The 18,772-nt window shown below is 68.5% G+C and carries 20 protein-coding genes; 14 read left to right on the forward strand and 6 right to left on the reverse strand.

From position 1 onward, the window contains the following. Positions 1–12: 12 nt before the first annotated feature. Positions 13–1,476 carry a coniferyl aldehyde dehydrogenase gene (locus C7402_RS00330; RefSeq protein WP_116609307.1) on the forward strand — a complete coding sequence of 488 codons (1,464 nt, stop codon included), beginning with the start codon at positions 13–15 and terminating at the stop codon, positions 1,474–1,476. Here C7402_RS00330 and C7402_RS00335 read toward each other — a convergent pair. The 5 genes from C7402_RS00335 to fliE form a co-directional block, all read right to left on the reverse strand. Continuing rightward, complete coding sequence (locus tag C7402_RS00335) at positions 1,454–1,876, reverse strand: EscU/YscU/HrcU family type III secretion system export apparatus switch protein (protein ID WP_116609308.1); 423 nt, start codon at positions 1,874–1,876, stop codon at positions 1,454–1,456. The genes C7402_RS00330 and C7402_RS00335 overlap by 23 nt on opposite strands. Beyond that, a complete protein-coding gene (gene fliK, locus C7402_RS00340) occupies positions 1,876–3,552 on the reverse strand; it encodes a flagellar hook-length control protein FliK (RefSeq protein WP_116609309.1) in 1,677 nt (558 codons plus the stop codon). Before fliK ends, C7402_RS00335 begins: the two co-directional genes overlap by 1 nt. A 56-nt stretch (positions 3,553–3,608) precedes the next feature. After that, positions 3,609–3,941, reverse strand: a complete 333-nt coding sequence (locus C7402_RS00345; protein WP_112169866.1) for a flagellar protein FliT — start codon at positions 3,939–3,941, stop codon at positions 3,609–3,611. Next, positions 3,938–4,384, reverse strand: coding sequence for a flagellar export chaperone FliS (gene fliS / locus C7402_RS00350; protein WP_112169867.1), 447 nt, complete (start codon positions 4,382–4,384; stop codon positions 3,938–3,940). Before fliS ends, C7402_RS00345 begins: the two co-directional genes overlap by 4 nt. A gap of 193 nt (positions 4,385–4,577) precedes the next feature. Then, positions 4,578–4,913, reverse strand: a complete 336-nt coding sequence (fliE, locus tag C7402_RS00355; protein ID WP_112169868.1) for a flagellar hook-basal body complex protein FliE — start codon at positions 4,911–4,913, stop codon at positions 4,578–4,580. A gap of 284 nt (positions 4,914–5,197) precedes the next feature. Between fliE and fliF the strand changes: the two genes are divergently transcribed. From fliF to fliR, 13 genes are all read left to right on the forward strand, one after another. Further along, positions 5,198–7,000, forward strand: coding sequence for a flagellar basal-body MS-ring/collar protein FliF (fliF, locus tag C7402_RS00360; RefSeq protein WP_112169869.1), 1,803 nt, complete (start codon positions 5,198–5,200; stop codon positions 6,998–7,000). Further along, positions 6,990–7,985 carry a flagellar motor switch protein FliG gene (gene fliG / locus C7402_RS00365; protein WP_112169870.1) on the forward strand — a complete coding sequence of 332 codons (996 nt, stop codon included), beginning with the start codon at positions 6,990–6,992 and terminating at the stop codon, positions 7,983–7,985. Before fliF ends, fliG begins: the two co-directional genes overlap by 11 nt. Continuing rightward, positions 7,978–8,655, forward strand: coding sequence for a flagellar assembly protein FliH (gene fliH, locus C7402_RS00370; protein WP_112169871.1), 678 nt, complete (start codon positions 7,978–7,980; stop codon positions 8,653–8,655). The genes fliG and fliH overlap by 8 nt, the downstream gene beginning before the upstream one ends. Beyond that, the gene (gene fliI, locus C7402_RS00375; protein ID WP_244314711.1) at positions 8,649–10,391 is read left to right on the forward strand and encodes a flagellar protein export ATPase FliI; all 1,743 of its coding nucleotides are present in this window, start codon (positions 8,649–8,651) and stop codon (positions 10,389–10,391) included. The genes fliH and fliI overlap by 7 nt, the downstream gene beginning before the upstream one ends. Next, on the forward strand, positions 10,391–10,843 hold the full coding sequence (gene fliJ, locus C7402_RS00380) for a flagellar export protein FliJ (RefSeq protein ID WP_116609310.1): 453 nt from the start codon (positions 10,391–10,393) through the stop codon (positions 10,841–10,843). The genes fliI and fliJ overlap by 1 nt, the downstream gene beginning before the upstream one ends. Before the next feature lie 21 nt (positions 10,844–10,864). After that, positions 10,865–12,580 (forward strand): flagellar hook-length control protein FliK, encoded by a 1,716-nt coding sequence (locus C7402_RS00385; RefSeq protein WP_116609311.1) that lies wholly within the window; start codon positions 10,865–10,867, stop codon positions 12,578–12,580. A gap of 276 nt (positions 12,581–12,856) precedes the next feature. Beyond that, positions 12,857–13,360, forward strand: a complete 504-nt coding sequence (gene fliL, locus C7402_RS00390) for a flagellar basal body-associated protein FliL (RefSeq protein WP_112169875.1) — start codon at positions 12,857–12,859, stop codon at positions 13,358–13,360. A gap of 46 nt (positions 13,361–13,406) precedes the next feature. Beyond that, entirely contained in the window at positions 13,407–14,405 is a 999-nt protein-coding gene (gene fliM, locus C7402_RS00395; protein ID WP_112170271.1) for a flagellar motor switch protein FliM, read from the forward strand. Further along, positions 14,398–14,880, forward strand: coding sequence for a flagellar motor switch protein FliN (gene fliN / locus C7402_RS00400; protein ID WP_116609312.1), 483 nt, complete (start codon positions 14,398–14,400; stop codon positions 14,878–14,880). The genes fliM and fliN overlap by 8 nt, the downstream gene beginning before the upstream one ends. Then, positions 14,877–15,473: a flagellar biosynthetic protein FliO gene (gene fliO / locus C7402_RS00405; protein WP_116609313.1), complete on the forward strand. Its 597-nt coding sequence runs from the start codon at positions 14,877–14,879 to the stop codon at positions 15,471–15,473. Before fliN ends, fliO begins: the two co-directional genes overlap by 4 nt. A gap of 102 nt (positions 15,474–15,575) precedes the next feature. Next, positions 15,576–16,316: a flagellar type III secretion system pore protein FliP gene (gene fliP, locus C7402_RS00410; RefSeq protein ID WP_224040141.1), complete on the forward strand. Its 741-nt coding sequence runs from the start codon at positions 15,576–15,578 to the stop codon at positions 16,314–16,316. 10 nt (positions 16,317–16,326) lie between these two features. Beyond that, positions 16,327–16,596 carry a flagellar biosynthesis protein FliQ gene (gene fliQ, locus C7402_RS00415; protein WP_112169879.1) on the forward strand — a complete coding sequence of 90 codons (270 nt, stop codon included), beginning with the start codon at positions 16,327–16,329 and terminating at the stop codon, positions 16,594–16,596. 37 nt (positions 16,597–16,633) lie between these two features. Beyond that, positions 16,634–17,425 carry a flagellar biosynthetic protein FliR gene (gene fliR, locus C7402_RS00420; RefSeq protein WP_112169880.1) on the forward strand — a complete coding sequence of 264 codons (792 nt, stop codon included), beginning with the start codon at positions 16,634–16,636 and terminating at the stop codon, positions 17,423–17,425. A gap of 89 nt (positions 17,426–17,514) precedes the next feature. Here fliR and flgL read toward each other — a convergent pair whose 3' ends face one another. Further along, complete coding sequence (gene flgL, locus C7402_RS00425) at positions 17,515–18,759, reverse strand: flagellar hook-associated protein FlgL (protein ID WP_116609314.1); 1,245 nt, start codon at positions 18,757–18,759, stop codon at positions 17,515–17,517. Positions 18,760–18,772: the final 13 nt, after the last annotated feature.

Below are 18,772 nucleotides of genomic sequence, written 5' to 3' on the forward strand. Positions count from 1 at the left end.
AGAGGACCGACCATGAAGCAGGATTTGCCCGAACATCTCGCGCCTCACGCAGCCGAAGCACACAGCACACACGAAGGCGACGCGCGCGCCCCGCTCGCCGCCCTGCTCGCCGCGCAGCGCGACGCCTTCCTGCGCGAGCCGTTCCCCGCCTGGGATGCGCGCGCGCGCAACCTGAAGGCGCTGCGCGACGTGCTGTTCGCGCACCGCGACGCGCTCGCCGAAGCGATGAACGCCGACTTCGGCCAGCGCTCGAAGGCGGAGGTCGCGCTCGCGGAGTTCGTCGTCCTCAAGCAGGAAATCGATGCGGCGCTCAGGCACGGCGCGCGCTGGATGAAGCCGCAGCGGCGCGCCGTGGGCAAGTGGCTGCTGCCGGGCCGCGCGAAGGTGGTGCCGCAGCCGCTCGGCGTGGCGGGCATCGTCGTGCCGTGGAACTATCCGCTGCTGCTCGCCGCGAGCCCGCTCGTGTGCGCGCTCGCGGCGGGCAACCGCGCGATGATCAAGATGTCGGAGCTGACGCCGCGCACCTCGGCACTCTTCGCGGAACTGATCGGCAAGACCTTCGCGCGCGACCACGTGGCGGTCGTGAACGGCGACGCGGCGGTTGGCGCCGCCTTTAGCGCGCTGCCGTTCGACCACCTGCTTTTCACGGGGTCGACGCGCGTGGGGCACGAGGTCATGCGCGCGGCCGCCGCGAACCTCACGCCGGTCACGCTCGAACTGGGCGGCAAGTCGCCCGTCATCATCGGCGAGCATGCACGGCTCGATGACGCGGTCGACAGCCTGCTGCTCGGCAAGACGCTCAACGCCGGCCAAACCTGCATCGCGCCCGATTACGTGCTGCTGCCGCGCGGCCAGGAAGACGCCTTCATCGCGCGCGCGCGCACGCGTTTTGCGCAGCTTTATCCCGACTTCGCCAACAACCGCGACTACACCTCGATCATCTCGGCGCGCCACTTCGAGCGCCTGCAACGCCTCGCCGACGAAGCCGGAGCGGGCGGCGCGCAACTCCACGCGCTCGGCACGCACGACGCGGCCACGCGGCGCTTCGCGCCCGTCATCGTGACGAACGCGCCTGCGCAAACTGCGCTCATGGAGGAGGAAATTTTCGGACCGATCCTGCCGCTCGTGCCCTACGACACGCTCGACGAAGCGCTGCGCTACGTGAACGCGCGAGCGCGCCCGCTCGCGCTCTACCTCTACGCGGACGACGCCCGCACGGTCGAGCGCGTGACGCGCGAAACGGTGGCGGGCGGCATGGCGGTCAACGAAACGCTCATGCACATCGCGGCCGAGGGGCTGCCGTTCGGCGGTGTCGGCGCGAGCGGCATGGGCGCGTATCACGGCTACGAGGGCTTCGTCACGTTCTCGAAGATGAAGCCCGTGTTCACCCAGGCGCGGCTGAACGCGCGCGGGCTCATCGCGCCGCCTTACGGCCGGTTGTTCGGCCTGCTGATCAAGTTGATGTTGAAGGCTTGAAGGGCAGCGCGGGGCGGCCGCCGTGCGCTCCGCCGATCGCGCGGATCTCGTGGATGCTGCGTCCTGCTGCGTTTGCGTTTGCGGCGGCGGCCTTGGCGTCTTGCGCTTCGGCGGCGCTCTCGGGCTTCGCCTCGTCCTGCGCTTCGAGGCGATGCAGCCACGCGAGCAGTTCGGCCACTGCCTGATAAAGCTGTGGCGGAATCTTCGCGTCGAGGTCCACGCGCATCAGCAGCGAGACCATCTCCGGCGCTTCGTGCACGTAGAGGCCCGCCTCCTTCGCGCGCTGCACGATCATCTCCGCGACGAGGCCGTAGCCCTTCGCGACCACGCGCGGCGCGCCGTCCGCCTCGGGCGCGTCGTAGGCGAGCGCGGCGGCGCTCTTGCGGTGCGTGCGGCTCATCACAGTTCCCAGTCCTGATCGTTCGCGCCCGCGGCGTCGCGAGTGCCTGATTTTTCCGGCGTGCCCGGCCCGTTCTGGCCATTCGGCCCATTCGGCGCGTGCGATGCACCCGCCGCGGCGCTCGCCGGCTCCGTTTGCGCCGCGTAGGCGCTCGCGGCGCGTGCCGCCTCGGCGGCGTTCGTCGTAACGCCGCTGCCGATCTCGCGAATCGACAAGCCCGCGAGCGTGAGGCCGAGCGCTTCGAGCCGCCCGCGCAGCGCCTCGCTCTCGGCGTTCAGGCGCGCGGCGCCGCCCGTGCTCGCCTGCACGCGCACCGCGAGCGTCGCGCCGGTGAGCGTGAGTTCCGCGTCCACGGTGCCGAGCTTCGGCAGCGCGAGCGTGAGGCGCGTGCGCCATGGGATGTCGTCGCCGTCCGCGCCGCTGCCGTGGCGCGGGTCGCGCGCCTCGTACTCGTCTTGCTGGATGCTCCAGTCCACCCGCACGCCGGGCCACGCCTCGCCGTTCCAGCGAAACTCGCCAGTCGCGAGCAGATCGAGCTGCTGGCGCACAAGCGGAATCACCGACGCATGCACCGACGCGCCCAAGGATTGCGCGGTGGCGTCGTGCATGGCGGGCAGCAGCGTATCGGCGAGCAGGACGCCCGCGCGCGCCTGGGCCTGGCCCGGCAGCTGTGCCATCAGCGCTTCGGCGTGCGCCTCGGGCAGCGCGGAGAACGCGCGCGCGAGGCCCGCGTCGGCAGGGTTCGGCATATTTGGCGCGTTCGGCACATTCGGCGTGTTCGCGGCATTGCCCGCTTCGCCGCGCGCACTGCCTTGGGCGTCGCTCGCCGTGCCGGAGAGCAATTCGGTCCACTGCACGTCGTCGATATCGTCCGAGGCGTGGGCCCAGTCGAGCGAAAGTTGCGCGTTGGCGGTAAAGAGCCGGTTCTGCGGTTCGTCGGCGAGATCGGCGGGCGCGCGCTGGCCGCGCAGCCACTGCGCGAGATGCGCCTCGTAGAACAGTCCGCTCGTACTCACGGTCCGCGCGAGCGAAGCCGCGAGCGCGGCCACCGGGCCCGTCTGCGCGGCAGCGGCGGTCTGGGCGGCGTGGGCGGTTTGCGCCGTCTGTGGTGTCTGGGTTGTCGGCGCGCTCTGGCCGGTTTGCGGGGCCGAAGGCGCTTGCGCGGTCGGCCCTGACTGGGCGGGCGTGCCTTGTGCGGGTGGTCCCGCTTGCGTGCTGGCACTGCCGGCCGTATCGGGAAGGTCGGCCGCTGCCTCGCCCTGCACCGCGATCGCCACATCCGCGAGCAGCGCGGCGGCGGCGGCTTCGGCTTGCGAGCCCGCGGTGCCGCCTGGCGGCAAGGGCAGCGGCAACGACGCCGCGCCGCCTGGCGCGCCCGTCTGCGCGTCGGCTTCGGGACTGGCCCAGAGCGGCGCGCGGCCGACCACGGCAGGCGTCGCTTCGCCGCCCGAGCGGATGATGGCGTCGAGCGCGAGCGCAACCGCCGAGAGCACGGTCTGCGCCGAGTCCTGCGAGGCGCTCGTGCCCGCCTGGGTGTCGGCGAGCGCGGCGGTGCCTGTCGCGAGCGCGGAGACGCCCGTTTGCGCCGCTCCGGCGCTGCCTTGCGAGCCAACCGGCGTCAGCGCCGCGATGCGGCTCGCGAGGAGCGCGGCGGCTCCCGTGTCGATTCCGTTCATGGTTTTCCGGATCTGCGCGCGAGCGCCGCGCTCACAGCTTCACGGCACTCACCGCGCTAGCGCGCCCCGTAGATTTCCTGCAAGACCCGCGCAGGCTGCGCGGTGCCGTAGAAAAGCGCCGAGAGTCGCGCCATGCAGGGACTCGCGAGGTCGCGAATGGCGGCGTCGTCGGAGAGTATCTGTCGAATCAGCTCGTACTTGCGCGAGCGTTCGGCGACCGTGAGCCGTACGATCCCTTCGGCGTCCTTCAGGGCATCGACGAGATGTCGATACTCCTCCTGCAAGCCGATCAGATCGTTCCAGTGTGCGTCGCGCGCGGCGCAGAGCATCTGCCCCGAGACGGCCGCGATCGCTTCGTAGCGCGCGAAGTAGTCTGCTTTTGAACTCATCTCGTCAATGAGCCGGGCGGTGGCGCGGACGACTGTTCGCCCATCCTCGCCACTTCCGGCCCGATCCCCACCCAGGCTTCCTCGAGCGTAGCCAGCAGACCGTCGACTTCGATCAGCATGGTCTCGCTCTGATTGATATTGGCTTCCAGCAGGCGCCGTGTCATGTAGCTGTACAGCGCGTTGAGGCGTTGGGCGATCTGCCCGCCCGCCTCCAGGTTCAGCGCGAGCTGGAGCCCGCTCTCGACAATCCGGATCGCCTTCGCGACCGCCTCGCAGCGCGGGCCGACATTGCCCGCCTGCAAATGCATACGCGCCAGCGCAATGGCTTGCCGCGCTCCCTGGTACAGGAGCGTGATCTGCTTGTGCGGGCTCGCACCCATGACCCCCGTTTCGACGCCTACGCGTGAATAGGCGTTGGCTCCAGAGTGGGCAGGGGAAAACATCGGCGCTTCTCCTCGATACGTTTGGCTGTGGGTGCACCCGCCCGGTGCGCCGCGAAGCTCGCGACACCGTGCGGTTCTAGCCGGGTTATCGGAACGTAGAGGGGGAAGCTTTAGCGCGCCGCGCGGACGAAGGCTTCAGCCACCGCTTCCGTCACCGCTTCTCTCACCGCTTCTTTCACCGATTCGGTCAGCCTCAGACCTGAATCTGCATGATGTCGGTGTAGGCCGTCACAAGCTTGTTGCGCACCTGAAGGCCGAACTGGAAGCCGATGTTGGCTTTCTGCATGTCCACCATCACGTCGTTGAGCGACACGTTGTTCGCGCCAAGTTCGAACGCCTGCGACTCGCCCACCGCCTTCTGCTGGTCGTCGCTGATCTTGTCCAGCGACGCCTTGAGCGCCGAGGCGAACCCGCCGGCCGTCGCCGCGCCCGACTTCTCGTCGGCTGCGGTGGGGCCGCCGGCCGCCTGCGTCGCCATCGACTGCATTTGCGCGAGGGCGGACGTGAGCGGAGATACTGGCACGGTCATGTTTGCTCCACGAAAAGGGGACACGCGGGAAATTCAGGGGGAGGAGCCCCTGGCCGGCTGCGGCGTTCGCTGCAATGCGGCAGCGCCGGAGCGGCACGGCGCGCTGACAGAGCGCCGAATCTGGAGGAGAGCATAGCAGCGGGCCCGTTCCGGCAGCCCCGAAAGTAGGGGGAAAACCCGGCTCTATTCGCGCAATCGGCTTGCCATGGGCTGCGGATAATGCCTGACGTGAAAGTCTCCGCCGTGCGCGGCGAGACCTGGAAGCCTCCGGAGAAACCCGTCGCATGGATTCGTCTGCCAACTCTTTGATCAACCCCGACGCCCGCATGGGCCTCGCCCCCTCTGGCGCGGGCGCCTCGCCCGGCGTCGGCGCGGGTGCAGGCGTGGGCGGCGCGGAAGACCTCGGCGGCGGCTTCGCGCAGCGCCTGGGCTCGCTCTCGTCGCTGCGCAACGTGCGCGGCAACCCGCGCGCGCCGCTGATCTTCGCCGTGGCGTTGCTCGTGGCCGTGGTCGCCGGCCTCGTGCTGTGGTCGCGCGCGCCCGACTACAAGGTGCTGTACAGCAACCTGTCGGACCGTGACGGCGGCGCGATCATTACCGCGCTCCAGGCCGCAAACGTTCCCTATAAGCTTTCCGACGGCAACGGCGCCATTCTCGTGCCCGCCGAGCAGGTCAACGAAATGCGCCTGCGCCTCGCCTCCCAGGGCCTGCCGAAGAACGGCTCGGTGGGCTTCGAGCTGATGGACAACCAGAAGTTCGGCATCAGCCAGTTCGCCGAGCAGATCAACTACCAGCGCGCGCTCGAAGGCGAGCTCGAGCAAACCATCCAGTCGATCGCGAGCGTGAAGTCCGCGCGCGTGCATCTGGCCATTCCGAAGCCTTCGGTGTTCGTGCGCGAGCGCGAAGCGCCTTCCGCCTCGGTGCTCGTGAACCTGTATCCGGGCCGCATCCTCGACGACGGCCAGGTCGCCGCCATCACGCACATGGTGGCTTCTGCCGTGCCGGACCTGCCCGTGCGCAACGTCACGGTGGTCGACCAGGACGGCAACCTGCTCACGCAAAGCGCGACGGGCGTGGGCCTCGACGCCTCGCAGCTCAAGTTCGTGCGCCAGGTCGAGCACGACACCCAGGCGCGCATCGACGCGATCCTCGCGCCCCTCTTCGGCGCCGGCAACGCGCGCTCGCAGGTGAGCGCCGACCTCGACTTCTCCAAGCTCGAACAGACCTCGGAAGCCTACGGCCCGAACGGCAACCAGCAGGCCGCCGCGATCCGCAGCCAGCAGCAGAACATCTCCACGGAGATGCAGCAAGGCGGCGCGGGCGGCGTGCCCGGCGCGCTCACGAACCAGCCGCCGCAGCCCGCTTCCGCGCCCGTGAGCGCCCCGGCGGGTGCGAACGGCGCCTCGGCCGCGGTGCCGGTTTCCGATCATCGCGACACCACCACGAACTACGAGCTCGACAAGACCGTGCGCCACTATCAACAGGCGCCGGGCGACGTCAAGCGCCTCTCGGTGGCCGTGATCGTGAACTATCAGCCGAAGGTCGACGCCAAGGGTCACGCCACCATGCAGCCGCTCGACGCGCAGAAGCTCGCGCAGGTCGAGCAGCTCGTGAAGGACGCGATGGGCTACGACGCGAAGCGCGGCGACTCGGTGAACGTGGTGAACGCCGCGTTCCAGCAGGAAGTCGACCCGAACGCGAACCTGCCGTGGTGGCGTCAGCCCGACATCATCGCGCTCGCCAAGCAGATCGCGACGTGGCTTGGCATTGGCGCGGTGGCACTGTTCCTCTACTTCGTGATGGTGAAGCCGGCGCTGCGCCGCGCGTTCCCGCCGCCCGAGCCGGTGGCGCCCGCGCTGCCCGGCATGGCCGACGGCGAGCCGCTGCTGCTCGACGGCATTCCCGAGTCCGCGCGCGCCGCCGCCGGCGAAGGCGAAGACGGCGCGGACAGCGAAGCCGCCCTGCTCGCCTTCGAAAACGAGAAGAACAAGTTCGAACGCAACCTGGAATACGCGCGCAACATCGCGCGCCAGGATCCGAAGATCGTCGCAACCGTCGTGAAGAGCTGGGTGAACGATGAACGCTGAAGGCGCAACCAAGAGCGCGCTGCTGCTCATGTCGATCGGCGAGCAGGAGGCCTCCGAGGTCTTCAAGTTCCTCGGTCCGCGCGAAGTGCAGAAAATCGGCGCCGCCATGGCGGCGCTCAAGAACGTCAAGCGCGAAGAAATCGAAGCCGTGTTGCAGGACTTCGTGAAGGAAGCCGAGCAGCACACGGCCTTCTCGCTCGACTCGAACGACTACATCCGCAACGTGCTCACGAAGGCGCTGGGCGAGGACAAGGCCGGTGCGATCATCGACCGCATCCTGCAAGGCGGCGACACGAGCGGCATCGAAGGCCTCAAGTGGATGGACTCGGGGTCGGTGGCGGAGCTCATCAAGAACGAGCACCCGCAGATCATCGCCACGATCCTCGTGCACCTCGACCGCGACCAGGCCTCGGAAATCGCCTCGTGCTTCGCCGAGCGCCTGCGCAACGACGTGCTGCTGCGTATCGCGACGCTCGACGGCATTCAGCCGCAGGCGCTGCGCGAGCTCGACGACGTGCTCACGAACCTGCTCTCGGGCAGCGACAACCTCAAGCGCAGCCCGATGGGCGGCATCCGCACGGCGGCCGAGATCCTCAACTTCATGACGAGCCAGCACGAAGAAGGCGTGCTCGAAAACGTGCGCCAGTACGACGCCGAACTCGCACAGAAGATCATCGACCAGATGTTCGTGTTCGAGAACCTGCTCGACCTCGAAGACCGCGCGATCCAGCTGCTGCTCAAGGAAGTCGAGTCGGAGTCGCTCATCATTTCGCTCAAGGGCGCGCCGCCCGCGCTGCGCACCAAGTTCCTCTCGAACATGTCGCAGCGCGCGGCCGAACTGCTCGCCGAAGACCTCGACGCGCGCGGTCCGGTGCGCGTCTCGGAAGTCGAGGCGCAACAGCGCCGCATCCTGCAAATCGTGCGCAATCTCGCCGAAAGCGGTCAGATCGTGATCGGCGGCAAGGCAGAAGACGCTTATGTCTGACACGACCTCCGCGAACGGCCATCGCTCGGCGTACCAGCGCTGGGAGATGGCGTCGTTCGATCCGCCGCCTCCCCCGCCGCCGCCGCCCACGCCCGACGAGACTGCCGCCTTCGAGGCGCAGCTCCAGAGCCTGCGCGACGCCGCGCACCAGGAAGGGCTGCGCTCGGGCCATGTGGCGGGCCAGGCGCTCGGCTACCAGGCCGGCCACGAACAGGGCCGCCAGCAGGGCTTCGAGCAGGGCCAGGCCGAGGCGCGCGCGCAAGCGGCGCAGCTCGCGGCGCTGGCGAGCCGCTTTAGCGACGCGCTCGAAACGGTGCAGGCGGGCGTGGCCGAAACGCTCGTCGAGCTCGCGCTCGACATCGCGCAGCAGGTCGTGCGCCAGCACGTGCAGCACGACCCCACGGCGCTCGTCGCGGTCGCGCGCGAAGTGCTGGCCGCCGAGCCGCAGCTCGTCGGCTCGCCGCAGCTCGTGGTGAGCCCGGCCGATCTGCCGATCGTCGAGGCCTACCTGATGGAAGACTTGCAGGCGCGCGGCTGGAGCGTGCGCACCGACCCGGCGATCGAGCGCGGCGGCTGCCGCGCGCAGGCCGCGACGGGCGAAACGGACGCCAGCGTCAACTCACGCTGGGAACGCGTGAGCGCGGCGCTCGGCAAGGCAAGGCCATGGTGAACCCGCCCACCCCGACGAGCCAAAAGACGATACACACGGGCGGCCTCACGCCGCTCGAGCAGGAACTCGCGCTCGCCTCATTCGGCCCGCACGCGCATGACCCCGCGCAAACCCGCGCGGTGCTCGTGGGCGGCGCCGGCTCCAAGGGCGCAAGCGGCTCAAGCGGCTCAAGCGGCTCAAGCGGCTCAAGCGGCTCAAGCGGCCGCAAGGCGCGCAAGGCACGCGAGATCGACGCCATCGACGCGATCAGCGCCGCGCTTGCGGCCGATGCAGTCGACTCTGCCGACTCTGGCGACGCGGCCGAAACCAACGCCGCGCCCGAGGCAGCCCCTTACACGCCGCCGGCGAATTACGACCCGGCCAACCCCCACCTCGTTTCCTGGAACACGGTCCTGAACCGCGTGCGCGAGCGCAATGCGCTTGCGCTGCCGCTGCGCGGCTGCGGGCGCCTCACACGGGCCGCGGGCCTCGTGCTCGAAGCGGTGGGGCTGCGGCTCGCCGTGGGCGCGGAGGTGATGATCGAACTGCCGCCGGGCAGCTCGCTGCCGATGGCCGAAGCCGAAGTGGTCGGCTTCGGCGGCGACAAACTCTTTCTGATGCCGACGACCCAGGTCGCGGGCCTCTTGCCCGGCGCGCGCGTCTGGCCGCTGGAAACCGCGCCCATCGCCGACCCGATGGCGGGCGCCAAGCGCCTGCCGGTGGGCTGGGGCATGCTCGGCCGCGTGGTCGACGCCTCGGGCAAGCCGCTCGACGGGCTCGGCGCGCTCAATACCGAGGCCGACGCACCGCTCACCGCGCCCGTCATCAATCCGCTGAACCGCGAGCCGATCCACAAGGTGCTCGACGTGGGCGTACGCGCGATCAACGCGCTCCTCACGGTCGGGCGCGGCCAGCGCATGGGCCTGTTCGCGGGCTCGGGCGTGGGTAAATCGGTGCTGCTCGGCACGATGGCGCGCGCCACCAGCGCCGAGGTGATCGTGATCGGCCTGATCGGCGAGCGGGGCCGCGAAGTGAAGGAATTCATCGAGCAGATCCTGGGCACGGAAGGCCTCGCGCGCTCGGTCGTCGTGGCCGCGCCCGCCGACGTGTCGCCGCTCCTGCGCATGCAGGCCGCCGCGTACACCACGTCGCTCGCCGAATATTTCCGCGACCAGGGCAAGCACGTGCTGCTGCTCATGGACTCGCTCACGCGCTATGCGATGGCGCAGCGCGAGATCGCGCTCGCCATCGGCGAGCCGCCCGCGACCAAGGGCTATCCGCCTTCGGTGTTCGCGAAGCTGCCGGCGCTCGTCGAGCGCACCGGCAACGGGCCCGAGGGCGGCGGCTCGATCACGGCGTTCTACACCGTGCTCACCGAAGGCGACGACCAGCAGGACCCGATCGCCGACTCGGCGCGCGCGATTCTCGACGGCCATATCGTGCTCTCCCGCGCGCTCGCCGAGGCCGGGCACTATCCGGCCATCGACATCGAAGCATCGATCAGCCGCGCGATGACCGCGCTCATCGACGACCGGCATCTGAACCAGACGCGCGCGTTCAAGCAGATGCTTTCGCGCTACCAGCGCAACCGCGACCTCATCAACGTGGGTGCATACGTGACCGGGCGCGACGCCGTGCTCGACCGCGCGATCGCGTTGTATCCGCGTATCGAGGCCTTTCTTCAGCAGGGTTTTCGCGAAACCGCGAACTATGATCAGAGCGTCGAGATGCTCGGCCAACTGATTGGAGCCAGATGATGACGAAGCAAACCGCGCTGCAAACCTTGATTGGCCTCGCTCAGGACGACGTGGACGCCGCGACGCAAAAGCTCGGCCGCGTGCAGCGCGAGCGCGGCGAGGTCGAAAAGCAGCTCGAGGCGCTCATCACGTACCGCGACGAGTATCACGCGCGCTTCACCGAATCGGCACGCAGCGGCATGGCCGCCGGCAACGTGCGCAATTTCCAGGCGTTCATCGACACGCTCGACGCCGCGATCGAGCAGCAGCGGCGCATTCTGGAGCAGGCGACGGCCCGCGTGGAAGCCGCCAAGCCCGAATGGCAGCGCAGCAAGCAGAAGCTCGGCTCGTACGAAGTGCTGCAAACGCGCCAGGATGAGGTGCAGGCCCGCAAGGACGCCCGCCGCGAACAACGCGACGCCGACGAGTACGCCGCCCGCGTGCTACGCATGCGCTCGTCGCAACACCCGTAACACGCATTCGAGGCCGCCAGCATGTCGCTCCTCTCCTCCGTCACCTCGCTTCTCGGGGCCGCCGCCGATGCCGTGTCGGGCAACAGCGCGTCGAACGCCGCCAGCCAGCCCGACTCGTCGACCCCCGATTTCGCGCAAGCGCTCCAGCAGCGCATCAGCGCGCAGAATTCGCAGGCCGCCATGAGCGCGGCGAGCTCACAGTCCACGCAGTCGTCGCAGGCATCGCAGTCGTCGCAAAGCTCACAGTCGGGACAATCGTCGCAATCGGCGCAGGCTTCGCAGTCCACACAAACTTCGCAGTCCGCGCAGACGTCGCAATCCACGCAAACGGCGCAGTCGTCGCAAAGCGCGCAGTCGAATGCCTACGGCCAGTCGGGCGCGAGCACGTCGGCGGGCAGCAGCGCGTCGCAAAACACGACGAGCAGCAGCGGCACCAGCAACACCGGCAACACCTCGCAAACTGCCGGCACGAGCGGCGGGCAAGGCACGCAGCACGCGTCCGGTGCCGATCATCGCGCCGACGCCGTGCGCACCCAGCAAAAGCAGGCCGAAGCGGCGGGCGCGCAGGCCGCCGCGGCCCTGGCGCAGCAAGCCCAGCAGGCGCAACAGGCCCAGCAAACGCAGCAAGCACAACAAGCGCAAACCGACACGACGAACGGCAGCGGCACGAGCCAGGCAAGCGGCGACAGCACGCTCGCGGGTGTCGCCTCGGCGGCGGCCGCCGCAGCGGCTACGGCCGCCACGACGGTCGCGGGCGCGAGCACGGCGGGCGACGGCTCGGCCACGGGCGGCAGCACGACCGCCACGCCGAAGTCGGTGCACGAAGCGCTCCAGGCCGCGCTCGCCACACTGCGCGGCGGCGCGGGCGTGCCCGCCACGCGCGTGACGAGCGCCGCCGCGACCGGCACGGACGCCACGAGCACAAGCACGGGCGCGGGCGCCGGTATTGCGAGCAGCTTCGCCTCGCACCTGAGCGCGCATGCGCAGGAGAAGGCCTTCGGCACGGCGGCCAGCAGCGGCGCGAGCGCCGACGCGGCGAAAAGCGCCACGGCAACGGCCGCCGACGCCGCGAAAACGGCCACCGACGCGCTCGCGGCGGCGGCGCAGCAACAGTCGGGTTCCGGCACGCAGGCCAGCGCCACGGCAGCCGATACGCTCGCCGCAAACGAGGCGGCAAACCAGGCCGCGGCCATCGCCGCCGCCACGTCTGCGCAGACCCAGGCCGCGCAGACGGCAAGCGCCGCCGCGAATCCCGTGGCCGCCGCGGCCGCCAGCGCCACGCTCGCGCCGCAGGTCGGCACGAGCGCCTGGGAAGACGCGCTCAGCCAGAAGGTCGTGTTCCTTTCGAGCGCGCACCAGCAGTCGGCCGAACTCACGCTCAATCCGAAGGATCTCGGACCGCTCCAGGTTGTGCTTCAGGTCACGCAAAGCCACGCGCACGCGCTCTTCGTCTCGCAGCACCAGCAGGTGCGCGAGGCCGTCGAGGCGGCCCTGCCGAAGCTGCGCGAGTCGATGGAGCAGAACGGCATTGGCCTTGGCAGCGCAAGCGTGAGCGACGGCTTCTCGCGGCAGATGAACCAGCAGGCGCAGCAGGACAGCAGCGGCTCGGGCGGCTCCGGCAGCCAGAGTTCGGGGTCGGGCACGAGCGGCACCGTGAGCGCCAGCACCGACGACACGGACACGAGCGCCACCAGCACCACACAGCGCAGCGTCGGCCTGATCGACACCTTCGCCTGACGCGCGGCAACCGCGGCGCAACAGACATGCAGCCGCGTCTTCCTCCCCTCACGCGCCGCCGTATGCCCCGCCATGCCCGCGCAGACGGGCGCGGCGGCGCGGCGCCTTTGGGCGCGCGGCTTCGCGCGGCGCGCAACAAAACCACGAGATAGCCGGAATTCCCCCGTCTATTCCTCCCATCGCTGAAAGGCAAAAGCCGGAACAATGCAAGCTGCCCGGACTGACCATCAGGTCGGTTCTCCGGACCTTCGCAAGCATCCAGGCTCTCTTTCCGACATGGCGACCACGACCGCATCCCAGCAAGCCGCGCCCCAGGGCGCGAAACCCGGACCGATGAAGCGCATCCTCGTGATCGCGCTCATTGCGATCCTCGCCGCAGCCGCGGCGGGCGGCGCGACGTGGTTCTTCATGTCGCGCCACGCGGCAAGCGCGCCGGCCGCGCCCGCCGCGGCGCCTGCGGCCGCGCCCGTCTACTACGCGCTCGAACCGATGACCGTCAACCTGCAATCCGACGACGGCGAATCGCACTACCTGCGCATCGGCCTGACGCTCAAGCTCGACAGCCAGGCCACCCAGGACGCGCTCGTCGCACGCATGCCCGAGATCCGCAGCCGCGTGCTGCTCGCGCTCTCGAACAAGCATCCGTCCGACCTCGCGCCGCTCGACGGCAAGCGTGCGCTCGCCACCGAGCTCGCCGTGCTGATCTCGCAGCCCTCGGGCCCGAACGAAAAGCCGATGCGCGTGGACGACGTGCTGTTCACCGAATTCGTCGTCCAGTGAGCGCGGCTGACATGTATCCCGCGATGGAGGGCCAGTCATCATGACGATGGGTCACGACGAGTTCATGTCCCAGGAGGAGGTCGACGCCCTCCTCAAGGGCGTCACCGGGGAAGTCGACCAGGATTCGAACCAGGCCGAGAAGCAGGGCGTACGTCCCTACAACATCGCGACGCAGGAACGGATTGTTCGCGGCCGCATGCCCGGCCTCGAAATCATCAACGAGCGCTTTGCGCGCCTGTTGCGCGTCGGCATCTTCAACTTCATGCGCCGCACCGCCGAAATCTCGGTGGGCCCGGTGCGCGTGCAGAAGTACAGCGAATTCACCCGCAACCTGCCGATCCCGACGAACCTGAACCTCGTGCACGTGAAGCCGCTGCGCGGCACGTCGCTGTTCGTGTTCGACCCGAACCTCGTGTTCTTCGTCGTGGACAACCTGTTCGGCGGTGACGGGCGCTTTCACACGCGTGTGGAAGGCCGCGACTTCACGCAGACCGAGCAGCGCATCATCAGCAAGCTGCTCAACCTCGTGTTCGAGCACTACACGACCGCCTGGAAAAGCGTGCGCCAGCTCAACTTCGAGTACGTGCGCTCCGAAATGCATACGCAGTTCGCAAACGTTGCCACGCCCAACGAGATCGTGATCGTCACGCAGTTCTCGATCGAATTCGGCCCGACCGGCGGCACGCTGCACATCTGCATGCCCTACTCGATGATCGAGCCGATTCGCGACGTGCTCGCCTCGCCGCTGCAAGGCGAAGTGCTCGACGTGGACCGCCGCTGGGTGCGCGTGCTCTCGCAGCAGGTGCAGGCCGCCGAAGTCGAGCTCACGGCCGATCTCGCGCAGATCCCCGTGACGTTCGAGCAGATCCTGAACATGAAGAAGGGCGACGTGCTGCCCATCAACATCGCGGAGCACATCGTCGCCAAGGTCGACGGCGTGCCGGTGATGGAGTGCGGCTACGGAATTTTCAATGGTCAATACGCGTTGCGGGTCCAGAAGATGATCAGCGCAGCCGACACGATGAAGGAAGGTGGATATGAGTGACGTAAACGGCACGAGCGGCACGAGCGGCACGAACGCAGACGAGCCGGTGCTCGACCCTGGCTTCGACGCCGCCGCGCAGGACGCGGGCGCCGACTCGATGGACGACTGGGCGAGCGCGCTCGCCGAGCAGAACGGCAACGAGGTGAGCGCCGCCGCCCCCACGACGGCCGGCGTGTTCCAGCCGCTCTCGAAGGTCGATTCCTCACGCACGGCCAACGACATCGACATGATTCTGGACATCCCCGTCCAGATGACCGTGGAGCTCGGGCGCACCAAGATTGCCATTCGCAACCTGCTGCAACTCGCGCAGGGCTCGGTGGTGGAGCTCGACGGCCTCGCCGGCGAGCCGATGGACGTGCTCGTGAACGGCTGCCTCATCGCCCAGGGCGAAGTGGTGGTCGTGAACGACAAGTTCGGCATTCGTCTCACCGACATCATCACGCCGTCCGAGCGGATCCGGAAGCTGAACCGATGAACCCCCAGGCTGTTCCCGGCGCGCGGCTGCTGCGATTTTCGTGGCGCCTCGCCGTGCACCTCTCGCTCGCCGGCGCCGCGCTGCTCGCCGTGGTGAGCGCGCGGGCCGCCGATCTCAAGGCCGTCAACGAAGCGACGCGCGCGGCCTCGGGCAGCGCCGGCGCTTCGGCCGTGATCGCCGGCAGCGCGGTGCCCGCGCTCGGCTTCGGCGCCGTCGTGCAGACGGTGCTGGGCCTCGCGCTCGTGATCGGCGTGGTATTCGGCTGCGCGTGGCTCGCGCGGCGTCTCGGCCTGCAAGGCGGCATGAAGAACGCGCTCGTGCGCACCGTGGGCGGCGCTTCGCTCGGCGGCAAGGAGCGCGTGGCCGTGGTCGAGATCGGCGACACCTGGCTCGTGCTGGGCGCCGCGCCCGGCAACGTACGGCTCCTGCACAGCATGCCCGCGGGCGAGCTGCCCGCCGGCGTCACGGGGCCCGCCACAGCCGGCCCCGCCCTCTCAGGCACCTTCGCCCAGCGCTTTCGTGACGCGCTGAAAAGCGAGTCCGACAAACGCTTCAAGACGCGTTTCACACGTCACGACGGCGGAGCGCAGTAAATGCACGGCAGTTCCCTCCCAGCGACGCCCGCAGGCGGTGAAGCCCGCGCGCGCCTCGACTCCCTCGCGAAGATCGCGCGCACGGCGCTGCCGTTCGCGCTGATGCTCGGCGCGGGCGCCCTCGCCTTCGCGCTGCCGCATATCGCGCATGCGCAGGCGGCACAAGCGGCGGGCCTGCCCGCCTTCAACACGAGCCCCGGTCCGAACGGCGGCACGACCTACTCGCTGAGCGTGCAGACGATGCTGCTGCTCACGATGCTGTCGTTCCTGCCCGCGATGGTGCTGATGATGACGAGCTTCACACGCATCATCATCGTGCTCTCGCTGTTGCGCCAGGCGATCGGCACGACGACCACGCCGCCCAACCAGGTGCTCGTGGGCCTCGCGCTCTTTCTCACGCTGTTCGTGATGTCGCCGGTGCTCGACAAAGCCTACAACGACGGCTACAAGCCGTTCGCGGCGGGCACGATTTCGATGGACGACGCCGTCGCGCGCGGCGTCGCGCCCTTCAAGACCTTCATGCTGCGTCAGACCCGCGAGTCCGATCTCGCGCTCTTCGCGCGCATCTCGCACGCGGCGCCCATGCAAGGCCCCGAGGACGTGCCGCTCACGCTGCTCGTGCCCTCGTTCGTCACGAGCGAGCTGAAGACGGGCTTCCAGATCGGCTTCACGGTCTTCATTCCGTTTCTCATCATCGACATGGTGGTGGCGAGCGTGCTGATGTCAATGGGTATGATGATGGTCTCGCCCGCGACCATTTCGCTGCCGTTCAAGCTCATGCTGTTCGTGCTCGTGGACGGCTGGCAGCTCATCATCGGCTCGCTCGCGCAGAGCTTCACCTGAGGAGACTGACATGACGCCAGAAATGGTCATGACGCTGGCGCACGATGCGATGTACGTCGCGCTGTTGCTTGCCGCGCCGCTCCTGCTCGTGTCGCTCGTGGTGGGTCTCGTGGTGAGCCTTTTCCAGGCGGCCACGCAGATCAACGAATCCACGCTCTCGTTCATCCCCAAGCTGATCGCCATTGCCGTCACGCTCGTGATCGCCGGGCCGTGGATGCTCACGAAGATGCTCGACTACATGCACCACATGTTCACGAGCATTCCGCAGATCGCGGGCTAGGCGCGCCTCGCGCGCCGCCTGCGGCTTCCGGCCCACCATGTTCACTGTCACCTACGCGCAGCTCAATGCCTGGCTCACGGCGTTCCTGTGGCCGTTCACGCGCATTCTCGCGCTCGTGGCGGTCGCGCCCGTGGTGGGCAACCGCTCGGTGCCCACGCGCGTGAAGATCGGCCTCGCGGGCTTCATCACGCTGATCGTCGCGCCCACGCTCGGCGCGATGCCGCAGGTCACGGTGTTCTCCGCCGAAGGCGTGTGGATACTCGTGAACCAGTTCCTCATCGGCGTCGCGCTCGGCTTCACCATGCAGCTCGTGTTCGCCGTGGTCACGACGGCCGGCGACCTGATGGGCCTCGGCATGGGTCTGGGCTTCGCAAGCTTCTTCGACCCGCAGGCCAACACCACCACGCCCGCGCTCTCCTCGTGGCTGAACATGATGGCGATGCTCGCCTTCCTCGCGTTCGACGGCCATCTGCAAATGATCGCGGCGCTCGTCGCCACGTTCCAGTCGGTGCCGGTCACGGCGAACGTGCTCGGCGCGAGCGCGTGGCGCTCGATCGCCAGCTACGGCGCGGTCGTGCTCTCCTCGGGACTGCTGCTCGCGCTGCCGGTGGTGGTGGCGCTCCTCATCACCAATCTGTCGCTCGGCATTCTCAATCGCGCGGCCCCGCAAATCGGCATTTTCCAGATCGGCTTCGCGCTCACCATGCTCGTGGGCCTGTTCCTCATCCAGATCATGATGCCGAACCTGATTCCTTACTTCGGCCGCCTGTTCGACAGCGGCATCGACCAGATGGGGCGCGTGGCCGGGGCGCTGCGCCCGCCCGGGTGAGCGTCGAACGAGACGCAAACGGTGCGTGGCGAACCAACAAAAAAGCGGACCGGAGTCCGCTTTTTTTTCGACCGTGCCGCGCGTTTGCGTCAGGGGTTGATGTACTGGAACAGCGACAGGTTCTGCGTGGCGGCGAAGCTCTTTTGCGAAGCCGTGAGCGCGTTCGAAAGCTGCTCGTACTGGCTGATCGCCGCCACCGTGTCGGTGCTCGTGAGGTCGGTGAGGTTCGAGGTGACCTGGAGCGAGTTGTTCGACGTGACCGTCTGCAACGCCTTGACTTCCTGCTCGCGGCCGCCCACGGAAGCCTGCACCGTGATGACGTTCGACAGCGAGTTGCCGATGCGCGTGAGGCCCGTGTTCAGCGCGTTGTTGAGGTTCGCGGCCGCGGCGGGCGAGCCGCTCGCGGGCGTATTCAGCGCGCTGATGATGTCGTCGATGGTGCCGAACACATCGGTGTTCTGCGACGCCGTGGCGGGCGACACGCCGAACGAATCGCCCACGGCGGGCGTGCCGGTGATCGTCACCTTCATGCCGGTGCCGAGGTCGATGGTGTCGCCGTCGGTAAAGTCCACAGGGCTCGAAGGCGTACCCGTGCCGTCCGTCACCGTATAGGCGAGCTTGTTCGTTGCCGTGTCGGTGACGAAGTTGATCGTGTACTTGTCGTTGTTGGTCGCTTGCGTCGGATCGGTCACCGTCACGGCGCTGATCACGCCCGTGCCCGTGTTCGGCGTACTCGCCGTACTGCCCGAAGGCACGATGTCCGAGCCCACGGCCTGCACGCTCTGGAACACCGTGGCGCCCGTGTCGCCCACCGAGATCGAGCGCGTGCTGGCCACCTGCATGACGCGCTGGCCCGAGTCGCCGTTGTAGGTCGCGCCGCCGGACGAATTGTTCGAGAACACCTGCGAGGTGCTCGTGAAGCCCGAGAAGATGTAGTTGCCCGCGCCGTCCGTGGTGTTGGCGAGCGTCATCAACTGGTCGCGGTAGCCCTGCATCTGCTTGGCGATCGCCTGGCGCGCGGTGTCGGTGAGCGAGCCGTTCTGCGCTTCGATGATGAGCGAGTTGATGCTCTGCATCGTGCTCGTCACGTTCGTGAGCGTCGTGTCTTCCAGTTGCAGCGCGGTGAGCGCCGTGCTCTGGTTCGACGCGTACTGCGTGAGCGTCGCGCTGGTGGCGGACAGCGTCACGGCCTGCGCGGCGCCGAGCGGATTGTCGGCGGGGTTCGAAATCGCCACGCCGCTTGCGATCTGCTGCTGGACCTGGAGAAGCTGGGACTGCTGGTTCTCCATCGTCGCCACGTTGGTGGAGAAAATCTGGGAAGTCGCGATACGCATGGGTCAGCGCCTT

The organism is Paraburkholderia unamae (assembly GCF_003096875.1).
GTDB lineage: Bacteria > Pseudomonadota > Gammaproteobacteria > Burkholderiales > Burkholderiaceae > Paraburkholderia > Paraburkholderia unamae.

Coding starts and splice junctions, on each gene's coding strand:
- C7402_RS00330 (WP_116609307.1), top strand. CDS start 13: ATGAAGCAGGATTTGCCCGAACATCTCGCGCCTCACGCAGCCGAAGCA.
- C7402_RS00335 (WP_116609308.1), bottom strand. CDS start 1,876: ATGAGCCGCACGCACCGCAAGAGCGCCGCCGCGCTCGCCTACGACGCG.
- fliK (WP_116609309.1), bottom strand. CDS start 3,552: ATGAACGGAATCGACACGGGAGCCGCCGCGCTCCTCGCGAGCCGCATC.
- C7402_RS00345 (WP_112169866.1), bottom strand. CDS start 3,941: ATGAGTTCAAAAGCAGACTACTTCGCGCGCTACGAAGCGATCGCGGCC.
- fliS (WP_112169867.1), bottom strand. CDS start 4,384: ATGTTTTCCCCTGCCCACTCTGGAGCCAACGCCTATTCACGCGTAGGC.
- fliE (WP_112169868.1), bottom strand. CDS start 4,913: ATGACCGTGCCAGTATCTCCGCTCACGTCCGCCCTCGCGCAAATGCAG.
- fliF (WP_112169869.1), top strand. CDS start 5,198: ATGGATTCGTCTGCCAACTCTTTGATCAACCCCGACGCCCGCATGGGC.
- fliG (WP_112169870.1), top strand. CDS start 6,990: ATGAACGCTGAAGGCGCAACCAAGAGCGCGCTGCTGCTCATGTCGATC.
- fliH (WP_112169871.1), top strand. CDS start 7,978: ATGTCTGACACGACCTCCGCGAACGGCCATCGCTCGGCGTACCAGCGC.
- fliI (WP_244314711.1), top strand. CDS start 8,649: ATGGTGAACCCGCCCACCCCGACGAGCCAAAAGACGATACACACGGGC.
- fliJ (WP_116609310.1), top strand. CDS start 10,391: ATGACGAAGCAAACCGCGCTGCAAACCTTGATTGGCCTCGCTCAGGAC.
- C7402_RS00385 (WP_116609311.1), top strand. CDS start 10,865: ATGTCGCTCCTCTCCTCCGTCACCTCGCTTCTCGGGGCCGCCGCCGAT.
- fliL (WP_112169875.1), top strand. CDS start 12,857: ATGGCGACCACGACCGCATCCCAGCAAGCCGCGCCCCAGGGCGCGAAA.
- fliM (WP_112170271.1), top strand. CDS start 13,407: ATGGGTCACGACGAGTTCATGTCCCAGGAGGAGGTCGACGCCCTCCTC.
- fliN (WP_116609312.1), top strand. CDS start 14,398: ATGAGTGACGTAAACGGCACGAGCGGCACGAGCGGCACGAACGCAGAC.
- fliO (WP_116609313.1), top strand. CDS start 14,877: ATGAACCCCCAGGCTGTTCCCGGCGCGCGGCTGCTGCGATTTTCGTGG.
- fliP (WP_224040141.1), top strand. CDS start 15,576: ATGCTCGGCGCGGGCGCCCTCGCCTTCGCGCTGCCGCATATCGCGCAT.
- fliQ (WP_112169879.1), top strand. CDS start 16,327: ATGACGCCAGAAATGGTCATGACGCTGGCGCACGATGCGATGTACGTC.
- fliR (WP_112169880.1), top strand. CDS start 16,634: ATGTTCACTGTCACCTACGCGCAGCTCAATGCCTGGCTCACGGCGTTC.
- flgL (WP_116609314.1), bottom strand. CDS start 18,759: ATGCGTATCGCGACTTCCCAGATTTTCTCCACCAACGTGGCGACGATG.